General features: G+C 72.4%; 12 protein-coding genes. 2 read left to right on the top strand and 10 right to left on the bottom strand.

Translation table 11 applies throughout. From position 1 onward, the window contains the following. Positions 1 to 420: 420 nt before the first annotated feature. Complete coding sequence (locus ACFWJB_RS18345; RefSeq protein WP_386923307.1) at positions 421 to 1,428, bottom strand: stage II sporulation protein M; 1,008 nt, start codon at positions 1,426 to 1,428, stop codon at positions 421 to 423. A 126-nt stretch (positions 1,429 to 1,554) separates the two neighbouring features. Here ACFWJB_RS18345 and ACFWJB_RS18340 point away from each other — a divergent pair, with 126 nt between their 5' ends. Further along, complete coding sequence (locus ACFWJB_RS18340) at positions 1,555 to 2,499, top strand: RDD family protein (RefSeq protein ID WP_386923305.1); 945 nt, start codon at positions 1,555 to 1,557, stop codon at positions 2,497 to 2,499. Positions 2,500 to 2,538: 39 nt separating this feature from the next. On the opposite strand, the gene ACFWJB_RS18335 is transcribed toward ACFWJB_RS18340, so the two are convergent. The 9 genes from ACFWJB_RS18335 to ACFWJB_RS18295 form a co-directional block, all read right to left on the bottom strand. After that, positions 2,539 to 3,177, bottom strand: a complete 639-nt coding sequence (locus tag ACFWJB_RS18335; RefSeq protein WP_385461207.1) for a hypothetical protein — start codon at positions 3,175 to 3,177, stop codon at positions 2,539 to 2,541. A gap of 110 nt (positions 3,178 to 3,287) precedes the next feature. Beyond that, complete coding sequence (gene ahcY / locus ACFWJB_RS18330; RefSeq protein ID WP_385461210.1) at positions 3,288 to 4,745, bottom strand: adenosylhomocysteinase; 1,458 nt, start codon at positions 4,743 to 4,745, stop codon at positions 3,288 to 3,290. Positions 4,746 to 5,067: 322 nt separating this feature from the next. After that, a complete protein-coding gene (locus ACFWJB_RS18325; protein ID WP_385461213.1) occupies positions 5,068 to 6,042 on the bottom strand; it encodes a cation diffusion facilitator family transporter in 975 nt (324 codons plus the stop codon). Positions 6,043 to 6,186: 144 nt separating this feature from the next. Continuing rightward, positions 6,187 to 7,338 carry a mannose-6-phosphate isomerase, class I gene (gene manA / locus ACFWJB_RS18320; RefSeq protein ID WP_385461216.1) on the bottom strand — a complete coding sequence of 384 codons (1,152 nt, stop codon included), beginning with the start codon at positions 7,336 to 7,338 and terminating at the stop codon, positions 6,187 to 6,189. A 68-nt stretch (positions 7,339 to 7,406) separates the two neighbouring features. Beyond that, positions 7,407 to 8,534 carry an SIS domain-containing protein gene (locus tag ACFWJB_RS18315; protein ID WP_385461219.1) on the bottom strand — a complete coding sequence of 376 codons (1,128 nt, stop codon included), beginning with the start codon at positions 8,532 to 8,534 and terminating at the stop codon, positions 7,407 to 7,409. A gap of 59 nt (positions 8,535 to 8,593) precedes the next feature. After that, positions 8,594 to 8,764: a Trm112 family protein gene (locus ACFWJB_RS18310; RefSeq protein WP_385461222.1), complete on the bottom strand. Its 171-nt coding sequence runs from the start codon at positions 8,762 to 8,764 to the stop codon at positions 8,594 to 8,596. 270 nt (positions 8,765 to 9,034) lie between these two features. Continuing rightward, a complete protein-coding gene (locus tag ACFWJB_RS18305; RefSeq protein WP_386923301.1) occupies positions 9,035 to 10,399 on the bottom strand; it encodes a phosphomannomutase/phosphoglucomutase in 1,365 nt (454 codons plus the stop codon). A gap of 60 nt (positions 10,400 to 10,459) precedes the next feature. Next, positions 10,460 to 12,076 (bottom strand): L-lactate permease, encoded by a 1,617-nt coding sequence (locus ACFWJB_RS18300; RefSeq protein WP_386923316.1) that lies wholly within the window; start codon positions 12,074 to 12,076, stop codon positions 10,460 to 10,462. Between the two features lie 155 nt (positions 12,077 to 12,231). Continuing rightward, on the bottom strand, positions 12,232 to 12,606 hold the full coding sequence (locus ACFWJB_RS18295) for a DUF3499 domain-containing protein (RefSeq protein ID WP_216353433.1): 375 nt from the start codon (positions 12,604 to 12,606) through the stop codon (positions 12,232 to 12,234). A 343-nt stretch (positions 12,607 to 12,949) separates the two neighbouring features. On the opposite strand from ACFWJB_RS18295, the gene ACFWJB_RS18290 reads away from it, so the two are divergent. Continuing rightward, entirely contained in the window at positions 12,950 to 13,402 is a 453-nt protein-coding gene (locus ACFWJB_RS18290; RefSeq protein WP_385461306.1) for a metallopeptidase family protein, read from the top strand. Positions 13,403 to 13,424 lie beyond the last annotated feature (22 nt).

The following is a 13,424-nucleotide window of genomic DNA, read 5'->3' as shown; positions in this document are numbered from 1 at the left end:
GGCGTTGACTTTTGGCACGCTGTTGAGTTCTCAAGGAACGGACGCTTCCTTTGTACTCACCCTCTCGGGCTTTCCTCCGGGCGCTTCCCTTCGGTCTTGCGTTTCCGACTCTATCAGATCCTTTTCCGATCCGATTTCCTCGGTGCTTTCCAGGTTCCCGCTTTCGCGTTTCCCTTTCCGGCGGTTCCGACTTTATCAGATGTTCCGGGCCGGTCTGACCGGCCGTTCATTTCCGATTAATCGGGGGATGGCTTCTCCGAATTCGATGATCCGGGAGGAAGCGAGTAGATGTTCACCGTCGCCCTCTGGGGTAACCCCATCTACAGGCAACTGTTCAAATCTACCTCCCCGCCAGCTCCGTGTCAACGGCTCTTGCGGGAACGAAGAGGACACTAGCAGCTCCTCAGGGGCTGATGCACATCAGGCGGCCGTCGGCACGGTGGCGCTGCGTTCGGCCGCCTCGACGTCGCCCGTGTCGCCGGCGCGCACGGCACGGCCGCCGAGCACGTACACGTAGGCCAGGAACGCCACTTCGGCCGCGATTCCTATGGTGATGCGTGCCCAGGTGGGCAGGCCGGACGGGGTGACGAAGCCTTCGATCGCGCCGGAGACGAACAGCACCAGGGCGAGGCCGATCGCCATTCCGATGGCGGCCCGGCCCTCTTCGGCGAGGGCGGTGCGCCGGGTGCGGGGGCCGGGGTCGACGAGGGTCCAGCCGAGCCGCATCCCGGTGCCGGCCGCCACGAACACGGCCGTCAGCTCGAGCAGGCCGTGGGGCAGGACCAGGCCTAGGAAGGTGTCGAGGCGGCCGGCCGACGACATGAGGCCGAACCCGACGCCGAGGTTGAGCATGTTCTGGAACAGGATCCAGATGACCGGCAGCCCCAGGAAGACGCCCAGGATCAGGCAGAGCGCGGCGGCCCAGGCGTTGTTCGTCCAGACCTGCGCGGCGAAGGACGCCGCCGGGTGGCTGGAGTAGTACGTCTCGTACTGGCCGCCGGGGCGGGTGAGCTCGCGCAGTTCGCTCGGGGCCGCGATGGTGGACTGCACCTCCGGGTGGGAGCCGATCCACCAGCCGAGGAGTGCCGCGACGGCGGTCGACAGGAGTGCGGTGGGGACCCACCAGTGGCGTGCCCGGTAGACGGCGGCCGGGAACTGCTGCGTGAGGAAGCGGGCGACGTCCCGCCAGGAGGCCCGGCGGGTGCCCGTGACGGCACTGCGCGCGCGTGCCACCAGTTGGCTGAGCCGTCCGGTCAGCTGCGGGTCGGGGGCACTCGACTGGATGAGGGACAGATGGGTGGCCGTGCGCTGGTAGAGGGCGACGAGTTCGTCGGTCTCGGCACCGGTGAGCCGGCGCCGGCGCCGCAGCAGGGTGTCGAGGCGGTCCCACTCCGCCCGGTGGGCGGAGACGAAGACGTCGAGGTCCATCGGGGTGCCTGCTCCTCGGCTATCGTCGGCGGCTCGTCGTGGATCAGCTTGTCGTACCGCGGCGCGGTGCGTCCTCAGCTTGGCAGACTGGCGGGGACGGGGGCAGCCAGGGGAAGGGCGTCAGGCGTGAGTGAGCTGGTGACGGGCGAGGCCGTGGCGCTGGAGCTGCGTCCCGCGAAGCTGCCCAGCAGGGCGCTGGCCGTCCTGCTCGATCTGGCGGTGGCCGTGGCCGCCTACGTGGTGGGGACCGTCGCTCTGGTGGCGTCCACCTCGTCGTTGGACGCGGCGGCCCAGACGGCGCTGTCCCTTGCCGTCTTCGTCCTGGTGCTGGTGGGTGCGCCGATCGCGGTGGAGACGCTCAGTCACGGCCGGTCGCTGGGGAAGTTGGCGTGCGGGCTGCGGGTGGTGCGGGACGACGGGGGGCCGATCCGGTTCCGGCACGCGCTGGTGCGGGGCCTGATCGGGGTCGTGGAGATCCTGCTGACGCTCGGTGTGGTGGCCTGCATCGCTTCCTTGGTGTCGGCGCGGGGGCGCCGCCTCGGGGACGTCTTCGCGGGGACGCTCGTCGTGCGGGAACGGGTGCCGGTCGCGCCCGCCGGTTTTCTGCCTCCGCCTCCGCCGTGGCTGGCGGGGCGGTTCTCGGAGCTCGACCTGTCCGCGGTGCCGGACGGTCTGTGGCTCGCCGTGCGTCAGTACCTGGCACGGATGGGGCAACTCGATCCCCAGGTCGCCCGGACCATGGCGGAACGGCTCGCCTCCGACGTCGCGACCCGTACGGGGGCTCCGGCGCCGCACGGTGTCCCGCCGGCGGCGTATCTGGCGGCGGTGTTGCAGGAACGGCAGGCCCGGGAGGCCCGGCGGGCCTTCGGCGGCGGTGCGCCCGGGGGCGGGACACCTACCGCGATGCCGGCCGCGCCTCAGCCGTCGGTGGCGTATCCGTCACCGGTGTCGCCGGTGACTCCGCCGGTCGTGCCTCCGGCGGGGGCGGCGCACGGTTCCCGGCCGCCGGTGGTACCGGAGGACGCGCCGCGGGGTGAGCGGCCCGCCACCGGGTTCGTGCCGCCGGAGTAGCGGTCGCCGCCGTCCCGTCCCGCCCGCCGTGTCACGGGGTCACGTGTCCGCTCCCGGTTCCTGCGAGGGGAAGACGGACGGCGGTGACTCCAGGTCCTCCAGCTCGATGCCGGGGGCCGCGAGCACCACGTCGCCGGCGATGTGCACGGCGTGCTGTTCACCTGTGTCCAGGGCTGTGACCTGGTATTCGTCCACGGTGAGTGACCCGCTGTCAGTGGCGTGTGCTTCTCTGTTCACCAAGGCCCAGGACTGGTCCAGGGTGCGGGGGGCGAGGACCGGGTCCGTGAGGGCGACGAGCCGCAGGCGGGTGGCCGGTGCGAAGGGGGTGAGGCGCAGGAGTCGGGCGGTGGCGACGAGGAAGGCGGGGGACGTACCGGTGAAGGCGTGGGCGCGCGCATTGCCTTCGGTGGCGTGTACCCCGGTGGGGTCGGTCCGGACCCAGGTGACGCCGTCGATGGCCGCGCCGCGGACCTGCCAGTCGGCGGCGTGGAGTTCGAGACGGATGGGGCGGCCGAGTTCGTCGAGGGCGAGGTCGACGGAGCCGAGGTGGTCTCCGGTGGGCGTGGTCCGCCGGGAGACGTAGCGCCAGCCGGAGGGGCCGGGGGCGCACTGGAAGTGTTCTTCCGCGAGGGGGGTGTGATCGTGCGGATCGTGGAGCGAATAACGGCCGCGGGGCATGGGTGTCCTGGGTGGTGACGGGCTCGTCCGGCCGCTGATGCGGACGCGGCGCTCATGGGGCAGGCCCCCGGCACGGGGGTGCGGGGGCCTGCCTCGGAGGAGCCGGTGACTCAGTAGCGGTAGTGGTCCGCCTTGTAGGGGCCCTCGACCTTGACGCCGATGTAGTCGGCCTGCTCCGGGCGGAGCGTGGTCAGCTTGACGCCGAGGGAGTCGAGGTGGAGGCGGGCGACCTTCTCGTCGAGGTGCTTGGGCAGCACGTAGACGTCGGTCGGGTACTCGTCGGGCTTGGTGAACAGCTCGATCTGGGCCAGGGTCTGGTCCGCGAACGAGTTGGACATCACGAACGACGGGTGGCCGGTGGCGTTGCCCAGGTTCAGCAGGCGGCCCTCGGAGAGGACGATGAGGACCTTGCCGTCGGGGAAGGTCCAGGTGTGGACCTGCGGCTTGACCTCGTCCTTGACGATGCCGGGGATCCGGGCGAGGCCGGCCATGTCGATCTCGTTGTCGAAGTGGCCGATGTTGCCGACGATGGCCTGGTGCTTCATCTTGGCCATGTCCGAGGCCATGATGATGTCCTTGTTGCCGGTCGTGGTGACGAAGATGTCGGCCTTGTCGACGACCTCGTCCAGCGTCGTGACCTGGTAGCCGTCCATCGCCGCCTGCAGGGCGCAGATCGGGTCGATCTCGGTGACGATCACGCGGGCGCCCTGGCCGCGCAGGGACTCCGCGCAGCCCTTGCCGACGTCGCCGTAGCCGCAGACGACGGCGGTCTTGCCGCCGATCAGGACGTCCGTGGCCCGGTTGATGCCGTCGATCAGGGAGTGGCGGCAGCCGTACTTGTTGTCGAACTTCGACTTGGTCACGGCGTCGTTGACGTTGATCGCCGGGAACAGCAGGGTGCCGTCGCGGTGCATCTCGTACAGGCGGTGGACGCCGGTGGTGGTCTCCTCGGTCACGCCGCGGATCTCGGACGCCAGCTGGGTCCACTTCTGCGGGCTCTCGGCGACCGTGCGGGTGAGGAGTTCGAGGATGACGCGGTGCTCGTCGGACTCGGCGGTGTCGGGCGAGGGGACCTTGCCGTCCTTCTCGTACTCGACGCCCTTGTGGACGAGGAGGGTGGCGTCACCGCCGTCGTCCAGGATCATGTTCGGGCCGCCGGTGGGGGTGTTCGGCCAGGTCAGCGCCTGCTCCGTGCACCACCAGTACTCCTCGAGGGTCTCGCCCTTCCAGGCGAAGACGGGGACGCCCTGCGGGTCGTCGGGCGTGCCGTTCGGGCCGACGGCGATGGCGGCGGCCGCGTGGTCCTGGGTGGAGAAGATGTTGCAGGAGGCCCAGCGGACCTCGGCGCCGAGGGCGACGAGGGTCTCGATGAGCACGGCGGTCTGCACGGTCATGTGCAGGGAGCCGGTGACGCGGGCGCCGGCGAGGGGCTGGGCGTCGGCGTACTCCTTGCGGATCGCCATCAGGCCCGGCATCTCGTGCTCGGCGAGGGTGATCTCCTTGCGGCCGAACGCGGCCAGGGAGAGGTCGGCGACCTTGAAGTCCTGTCGGTTGTCGACAGTCGTCATTACGGACTGCTCCTCGGGTTGGGATCGAGGTGATTACGGCTGACCTGCGCGGCGGCGGACACAGGGGTGCCCCGAAGAGGACACAGGCATGCCCGCGTACGCGCAGCGCAGTCCGTCGGAGGCCCTCTCTCCCTCGGCCGGTCCGTCCTGGGACCGCCCGACCGCCATCAGCAGCGACGTCTGGCTCCGTCCCAAGCTACACCGCTGGACCCCGCGTCCCCAGTCCGCCTCCGCAGACTTCCGGCCGTTCCGCGGGTGGGCGGAGCGCGACCGGGGCCCGCCGAGAGTTCGGCGGGCCCCGGTCGAATGGAGCAAGGCGGTGTCAGTGGTGGCCGGTGGCCGGGCCGCCGGGGGTGGCTTCGCGGTCGGAGCCCTTGGCGGCCTCGGACTCGCTGTAGATGTCCGGTTCGAGGTAGATGACGCGGGCGATCGGGACGGCCTCGCGGATGCGGGCCTCGGCGGCGTCGATGGCGGCGGCGACCTCGGCGGCCGTCTCGTCGTGCCGCACGGCGATCTTGGCGGCGACGAGGAGTTCCTCGGGCCCGAGGTGGAGGGTGCGCATGTGGATGATGCGGGTGACGGTGTCGCCGTCGACGGTCGCGGTCTCGATCTTGCGGAGGTTCTCGGCGCCCGCGGACTCGCCGAGCAGCAGGGACTTCGTCTCGGCGGCCAGGACGAGCGCGATCAGGATGAGCAGGACGCCGATGCACAGGGTGCCGATGCCGTCCCAGACGCCGTCGCCGGTGAGCAGGGCGAGGCCGACGCCGCCGAGGGCGAGGACCAGGCCGATGAGCGCGCCGAAGTCCTCGAGCAGGACGACCGGCAGCTCGGGAGCCTTGGCGCGGCGGACGAACTCCGTCCAGGACTGCTTGCCCCGCAGGGTGTTCGACTCCTTGATGGCGGTGCGGAAGGAGAAGCCCTCGGCGATGATCGCGAAGACGAGGACGCCCACCGGCCAGTACCAGTGCTCGAGTTCGTGCGGGTGCTTGATCTTCTCGTAGCCCTCGTAGAGGGCGAACATGCCGCCGACCGAGAAGAGCACGATGGAGACGAGGAAGGCGTAGATGAAGCGCTCGCGGCCGTAGCCGAAGGGGTGTTGCGGGGTGGCCTCGCGCTGCGCCTTCTTGCCGCCGACCAGGAGCAGTGCCTGGTTGCCGGAGTCCGCGAGCGAGTGCACGGCCTCGGCGAGCATCGACGACGAGCCGCTGAAGAGGAACGCCACGAATTTCGATACAGCGATCGCGAGGTTGGCGCCGAGTGCCGCCACGATCGCTTTGGTGCCGCCTGACGCGCTCATGTGTCGCGTTGTCCCTTCGCCTTCGCCTGCGTGTGTGCGCCGCCGGGTTGCCCGCCGGTGATCGGCTTTGCCCGTCCTTTGCGGTGGGTCATTGTTGCAGCCCGGCGGGGCACCGGTGCGCCCGACCGGGTTGCCGCTTTCCCGTCAGACACGCACGGTGGCGCGGAAGAGCGTGCCGCCACCGGACACTTCGGCCTTTTCGCCCGCCGGGACGAAGACGGACCGGCCGGGGGTCAGGTCGTGCTCGCCCGCCCGCACGGAGCCCGCCGTGCACAGCAGGATCTGCGGCGCGGGGAGGGTGAGGTCGTGGGGGGCGGTGCCCTCGGGGAGGACGTAGCGGGAGAGGCGGAACTCGTCGGTCGGGGTGTCGTAGACCTCTTCGCCGTCGGGGGACGCCTCCGGGCGGAGGATGCCGGGGTCGCCGGGCTCGAAGCGGACGATGCGCAGGAGTTCGGGGACGTCGACGTGCTTGGGGGTCAGGCCGCAGCGCAGGACGTTGTCGGAGTTGGCCATGATCTCGACGCCGAGGCCGTTCAGGTAGGCGTGCGGGATGCCGGCGCCCAGGTACAGGGCCTCGCCGGGCTGGAGCCGGACGTGGTTGAGGAGCAGGGCGGCGAGGACGCCGGGGTCGCCCGGGTAGTGGTGGGCGATGCCGGCGTACGGGGCGTAGGGGCCGCCGAGGCGTTCGCAGGCGGCCGCGGTCTCGGCGACCGTGCGGGACATCTCCTCGGGGTCGGCCGTGAGGATCGCGGTGAGGACCTCGCGCAGGGCGGCGTCCTCGGGGTGGGCGCGGAGCAGGTCGACGTAGGGCTTGAGGGAGGCGACGCCGAGCCCGTCGAGGAGGTCGGCGGTCCCGGTGGGGGCGCGGAAGCCGCACAGGCCGTCGAACTCGGTGAGGGCGCAGACCAGTTCGGGCTTGTGGTTGGCGTCCTTGTAGTTGCGGTGCGGGGCGTCCAGGGGGACGCCGCGGCGCTCCTCGTCCGCGTAGCCCTCCTGGGCCTGGGCCAGGTCGGGGTGGACCTGGAGGGAGAGCGGGGCGCCCGCGGCGAGGAGCTTGAGGAGGAACGGCAGCCGCGGGCCGAACCTGGCGACGGAGGCGGCGCCGAGTTCCTTCTCGGGGTCGGCGGCGACGACCTGTGCGAGGGTGCCCCGGCCGGTGCGGGAGGGGGCGCCGGGGTGGGCGCCCATCCACATCTCCGCCTGCGGTTCGCCGGTCGGCTCGGTGCCGAGCAGGGTCGGGATCGCGGTGGTGGAACCCCATGCGTAGGGGCGGACGGTGTTGTCGAGGCGGTCCATGGGCTCTCTCTGCCGGTGCGTGCGCGGTGCTGGTAGCTCGTGCTGGTGCGTGTGCTGTGCGTACGAGATCAGGCGCCGGAAGCGAGCGCCAGGTAAACGGCGGCGAAATCCGTGATGGCGATCAGCTCGGCGAGGGTCTCCAGTTCGCCGCCCGCCTCCGGCTCGAGCTCGCTGATGGGCGTGTCGTGGCCGAGCGCCAGGTCGCGGGCGGCGGGGGCGGCGGTGAGGCCGCCGCCGGGGCGGTCGCGCAGCAGCACCACGCGCGCGTGCAGGGCGGGCGCCTCCTCGACGCGGTCGCGGAAGAAGTCGTCGGGGTCGGCGGCGGCGGCGAGGCGGCCGGCGAGCAGGGCGTTGTGCGCCGCGAGTGCCTCGGGCAGTTCGGCGACGACGGCGGGGGTGCCGGAGAGTTCGGCGAGCGCGGCGGCGAAGCGGCGGCCCGCCGGTCCGGCGGAGGTGCCCTCGGTCCAGACGACGGGGAGGGAGTCGGCCAGCTCGGCCGCCAGTGTCTTGGCGGGGTTGCTGTAGGTCACGACGGCGGGTCCGCAGCGTTCGGCGACCTGGTCGAGGCGGTCGGCGACCTTCCCTACGGCGTCGGGCGGCGCGTCCAGCAGACCGGTGCGGTCCAGCAGCGCGAGCAGCGGGGTGAGCAGAGCCCACAGGACGCCGGGGGCGGCGCCGGCGAGCGGCTCGTCGTGGTCGTAGGGGGCGGTCGCCATGGGGATGAACAGGCCGTGGGAGCCGTTCACCGACTCGCTGAGCGGGGAGCGGTCGGGGGCCACTGCGACGACCGTGCAGCCGCGGCGGTAGGCCTGTTCGGCGAGCAGGGACAGGCCCGGTTCGGCGCCGTCGGGAGTGGCGATCAGCAGCAGGTCCACGGAGCCGGCCCAGCCGGGCAGTTCCCAGCGCAGGGCGCCCGCGGCGGCCGCGACACCGGTGGGGGCGAGGCGGGTGACGGGGCTGCCGGCGCCGGCCAGCGTGCCGAGGAGGTCGGCGGCGTGGGTGGCAGCGGCCCCGGGACCGGCGATGAGGACGGCGCGGGGGCGGCCGTCCGGTTTGAGGTTGCCGACGCCGGCCTCGGCGGCGAGCCGGGCGGCGGTGCGGACGCGGGCACCGGCCTCGGCGGCGCCGCGGAGGAGGCCGCGGCGGTCGGCCTCGGCGAGGCCCTCCGGGGCGTCGAGGAGCGATTCGTCGAGCATGGCGGCAGTCTCCGATCGCCGGGGCGTTCGTTCGGTTGCGCGGGCGCCTTGGCGGCTGTCTATCCGGGGCGGCGGGCCTCGTCGACGAGGAGGACGGGGATGCCGTCGCGGATCGGGTACGCCAGACCGCAGTCCTGGCCGGTGCAGATCAGCTCCGCGTCCTGCTCCTTGAGGGGAGCGTGGCAGGCGGGGCAGGCGAGGATCTCCAGGAGGCCGGCTTCGAGCGGCATGGGGGGTTCCCTTCGGGGGCGGTGGGGCTTGTGTGGATGTGCTGGTCAGGGTACCGCCGGTGGGTGGCCCTGTGCGGGGGGCGGGGTTCGGCCCGGTGAGGGCTCCGGCGGGGTGCGGGGCGGGGGCGACGGGGGGCGGGGTGGGTGAGCGGACCGGCGCGAGCCGGGCGCCTCCCGCACCGCCCACCCGTGTCGCCCTGGGCGTACCTCCCAGGCCGTTCAGGCACTGGGGGAGGCACGACTGCCCGCGGCTCCGACGGGAGGGCGCCGTCAGGCGCGGATGATCTTCAGGGCCTCGTCGCGGATCCTCGTCATCGTCGCCTCGTCGCGGGCCTCCGCGTTCAGGCGCAGCAGGGGCTCCGTGTTGGACGGCCGGACGTTGAACCACCAGTCGGCCGCGGTGACGGTCAGGCCGTCCAGCTCGTCGAGGGTGACGTCGTCGCGGCCCTCGTAGGCGGCGCGGATGGCGGCGAGGCGGTCCGCCTGGTCGGCGACGGTGGAGTTGATCTCGCCGGAGCCGGCGTAGCGGTCGTACTGGGCGACGAGGGCGGACAGCGGGCCGTCCTGCTCGCCGAGGGCGGCGAGGACGTGGAGGGCGGCCAGCATGCCCGTGTCGGCGTTCCAGAAGTCACGGAAGTAGTAGTGCGCGGAGTGCTCGCCGCCGAAGATGGCGCCGGTCCGGGCCATCTCGGCCTTGATGAAGGAGTGGCCCACGCGCGTGCGTGCCGGGGTGCCGCCGTTCTCCCGCACGACCTCGGGCACGGACCAGGACGTGATCAGGTTGTGGATGACGGTGCCCTTGCCGCCGTTGCGGGCGAGTTCGCGGGCGGCGACGAGGGCGGTGACCGCGGACGGGGAGACCGGGTCGCCGTTCCGGTCGACGACGAAGCAGCGGTCGGCGTCGCCGTCGAAGGCGAGACCGAGGTCGGCGCCCTCCTCGCGGACGCGCTTCTGGAGGTCGACGAGGTTGGCCGGGTCGAGCGGGTTGGCCTCGTGGTTGGGGAAGGTGCCGTCCAGCTCGAAGTACATCGGCACCAGGTCGAGGGGCAGGCCCTCGAAGACCGTCGGGACGGTGTGGCCGCCCATGCCGTTGCCGGCGTCGACGACGACCTTGAGGGGCCTGATGGAGGTGAGGTCGACGAGGGACCGCAGGTGGGCCGCGTAGTCGGCGAGCGTGTCGCGGCGGGTGACCGTGCCCCGACGGGAGGCGGGTTCGGGGGCGCCGGACGTGCTCCAGCGCTCCACGAGGGCGCGGATCTCCGCTAGGCCGGTGTCCTGGCCGACGGGCGCCGCGCCGGCGCGGCACAGCTTGATGCCGTTGTAGCGGGCGGGGTTGTGCGAGGCCGTGAACATGGCGCCCGGCAGGTCCAGCGCGCCGGAGGCGTAGTAGAGCTGGTCGGTGGAGCACAGGCCGATCTCGGTCACGTCGGCGCCCTGGGCGGCCGCCCCGCGTGCGAAGGCGCCGGACAGGCCCGGGGAGGAGGGCCGCATGTCGTGGCCGACCACGACGGCGTCCGCGCCGGTCAGCTCGACGAAGGCCGCGCCGAACAGCTCGGCCAGCGACTCGTCCCACTGGTCCGGGACCACACCGCGTACGTCGTACGCCTTCACGATCTGCGACAGATCAGCAGCCACGGCCAACCTTCCTGAAAGTCCTGTCGGAGCCCACAAACTACCCGTACGCACGCGCACGGGTCAGGGCAGCATCCAGCCCAGGACCGGGGTGGACTGTCCGACCACGATCAGGCACATGACCAGCAGCAGGCCGAGGCTCCACGGAAGCACCTTGCGCAGCAGGTCGCCCTCGCGGCCGGCGAGGCCGACGGCGGCGCAGGCGATGGTGAGGTTCTGCGGGGAGATCATCTTGCCGAGGACGCCGCCCGAGCTGTTCGCGGCGGCCAGCAGCTCCGGCGACAGGCCGGACTCCCGCGCGGCGGTCACCTGGAGGGCGCCGAAGAGGGCGTTGGCGGAGGTGTCGGAGCCGGAGACGGCGACGCCGAACCAGCCGAGCACCGGGGAGAGGAAGGCGAGTCCGGCGCCGGCCGCGGCGACGAAGTGGCCGATGGTGGCGGCCTGTCCGGAGAGGTTCATGACGTAGGCGAGGGCCAGCACGGAGGTGACGGTGAGGATCGCGTACCGCAGCTCGCGCACGGTCGCGAGCCACTCCCTGACGGCCACGCGCGCGTGGACGCCGAGGACGACGGCCGTGGCCAGCCCGGCGAGGAGCACGAGGGTGCCGCCGGTGGAGACGACCGGCCAGGAGAAGACGTTGCCGCCGACGGGCTCGCCCCGCGGATCCGCGACGTCCAGGAACGGCCAGTCGAAGGTCCGGGTGGCCCCGGCCAGCCAGTCCTTGACCGGCGGGATCTGCGCGACCGAGAAGACGGCGACGATCAGGGCGTACGGCGCGTAGGCGCGCAGCACCTCGCGGCGGGGGTCGTCCTCGTCGAGTTCCTCGCTGCGGGCCCCGGTCAGCACCGAGGCCCGGACGGGTTCGGGGGCCGGCCTGCGGGCCTGCGGCACGGCGACCAGGGCGCCCGCGCCGAGCAGGGCGGCGCCGATGTCGGCGAGCTGGGCGGAGACGTAGTTGGAGGCGGCGAACTGGGCGACGGCGAAGGCCGTTCCGCAGGCCAGGGCGGGCACCCAGGTCTCGCACAGTCCGCGCCGCCCGTCCACCAGGCCGACCAGCAGCAGCGGGACGACGAGGGCGAGCAGGGGTGTCTGGCGGCCCACCACGGAGGCGACGTCGTCCAGCGGCAGCCCGGTGACCTGGGCCAGCGTGACCACGGGGGTGCCCATGGCGCCGAAGGCGACCGGTGCGGTGTTGGCGACCAGCGACACGACGGCCGCGCGCACCGGGTCGAAGCCGAGCGCGACGAGCATGACCGAGCAGATCGCGACGGGCGCCCCGAAGCCGGCGAGGGCCTCCAGCAGGGCGCCGAAGCAGAAGGCGACGACCAGTGCCTGGATGCGCGGGTCGTCGGAGAGCCTGCCGAAGGAGCGGCGCAGGATGTCGAAGTGCCGGGTGTGGACGGTCATCCGGTAGACCCAGAGGGCGTTGACGACGATCCACAGGATGGGGAAGAGCCCGAAGACGGCGCCCTGTGCTGCGCTCGAGAACGTCTGGTCCAGCGGCATGCCGTACGCGAGCCAGGCGACGAGCACCGCCGCCAGGAGGCCGGCGAGGCCCGCCAGGTGCGCCTTCATGCGGACGCCGCCGAGCAGGACGAGGACGATCACCAGGGGCAGGGCCGCCACCAGGGCGGACAGGCCGAGGGAGTCCCCGAGGGGTTCGAGTTCCTGGACGTACACGGGCGCCTCCCCGGATTCCGCCATGCGAAAGCGTTTTCTCACGACTTCCGGAATGGTCGTGTCCGCGACAAGGAGACGTCAATGGGTGTGCGGGAAGGATGTTCGGTGGAGGGTGCCGGTGACCATGGCGCGGCGGCGCCGGGAGCGGGTGGGGCTCAGTTGTCCGGCGAGCGCAGTACGCGCAGGTGACCGCGGCGCGCGACCTCCATCGGGTCGGCCGATCGCGCCCCGCCGCCGGCTCCCGCCGCGCGCTCCTGGGGACGGGCGGCCTCGCGCACGGCGTTGGCGAGCGCTTCCAGGTCGTCGCCGCTGGGCCGGGCCGGGGCCGAACCGTCGAGGAGCCGGACGACCTCCCAGCCGCGCGGGGCGGTGAGGCGCTCGGAGTGCTCGGCGCACAGGTCGTAGCAGTGGGGCTCGGCGTAGGTGGCGAGCGGGCCGAGGACCGCGGTCGAGTCGGCGTAGACGTACGTCAGCGTCGCGACGGCGGGACGGCCGCAGGCGGTGCGCGAACAGCGACGTACAGGGCTCACGATGTTGGACGGTACCGCACTCTTGAGCGGGCCGCGACGATCCCCCGCCAGGTCACACCACCGTGTCGCGATGTGAGACGGGTCACGGCCGCCACCGGACGTACCGGCCTGACCTGCGTCGACGCCGATTCTCGAGCTGCCTGGCCGGCCCGGAGGCGGTCATAAGCTGATACAAACAGCGACATTTGCCATGAGATCCATGGTCACGGAGAGATACGGAATCGAGCCCCATCTTGGCCGGAACGGTCGCCCGCCGGTCTGCCGTACGGGGTACCGCGACGGGCGCCGGTGTGTCGTGCGGGGTACGGCGCGCGGACGTCCCGAGGACTACCCTTCACCAGTGATGGACAACCCCGTGACGCCCCGTGAGGCCGGCCGCCCAGGACCCCGCCGTCGTGATCGCCACGGCCGGGGCATGCGCGGCCCGATCGCACCACCGCAGGTACCGCTCGCCGCCAGCCGCGCCGACCTGTTCGCGGACCTGGTGCAGGACTCCGTCGAGCGCCTGGAGCGGCGGTGGCCGCAGCTCGCCGACATCGACTTCCACGTCCTCGAGGTGCCGCGACTGGAGGGGGCCGGGCAGGTCTGGAACGACGAGGCGGTGCCGCTGGGCGGCACGGTGCCCGCGCGGGACGGGCGGCGGGGGCGCGTGGTCGTCTACCGGCGGCCGGTCGAGATCCGCACCAAGGGGCGGGACGAGCGGGCGGCGCTTGTGCACGAGGTGGTCGTCGAGCAGGTCGCGGAACTGCTCGGGCTCACACCGGAGACGGTGGATCCGCGGTACGGGGAGGACTGAGCGGCGGCCCGGGTTCCCGGGC

The organism is Streptomyces sp. NPDC127100 (genome assembly GCF_042724095.1).
Taxonomy (GTDB): domain Bacteria; phylum Actinomycetota; class Actinomycetes; order Streptomycetales; family Streptomycetaceae; genus Streptomyces.
Note: the sequence above shows the minus strand (reverse complement) of the source record. Positions and strands in the feature narration are given on the sequence as shown.

Bases quoted from the DNA above. Each gene is read 5' to 3' on its own strand.
- ACFWJB_RS18310 (WP_385461222.1), bottom strand. From the start codon at position 8,764: ATGCCGCTCGAAGCCGGCCTCCTGGAGATCCTCGCCTGCCCCGCCTGC.
- ahcY (WP_385461210.1), bottom strand. From the start codon at position 4,745: ATGACGACTGTCGACAACCGACAGGACTTCAAGGTCGCCGACCTCTCC.
- ACFWJB_RS18290 (WP_385461306.1), top strand. From the start codon at position 12,950: ATGGACAACCCCGTGACGCCCCGTGAGGCCGGCCGCCCAGGACCCCGC.
- ACFWJB_RS18335 (WP_385461207.1), bottom strand. From the start codon at position 3,177: ATGCCCCGCGGCCGTTATTCGCTCCACGATCCGCACGATCACACCCCC.
- manA (WP_385461216.1), bottom strand. From the start codon at position 7,338: ATGGACCGCCTCGACAACACCGTCCGCCCCTACGCATGGGGTTCCACC.
- ACFWJB_RS18315 (WP_385461219.1), bottom strand. From the start codon at position 8,534: ATGCTCGACGAATCGCTCCTCGACGCCCCGGAGGGCCTCGCCGAGGCC.
- ACFWJB_RS18325 (WP_385461213.1), bottom strand. From the start codon at position 6,042: ATGAGCGCGTCAGGCGGCACCAAAGCGATCGTGGCGGCACTCGGCGCC.
- ACFWJB_RS18345 (WP_386923307.1), bottom strand. From the start codon at position 1,428: ATGGACCTCGACGTCTTCGTCTCCGCCCACCGGGCGGAGTGGGACCGC.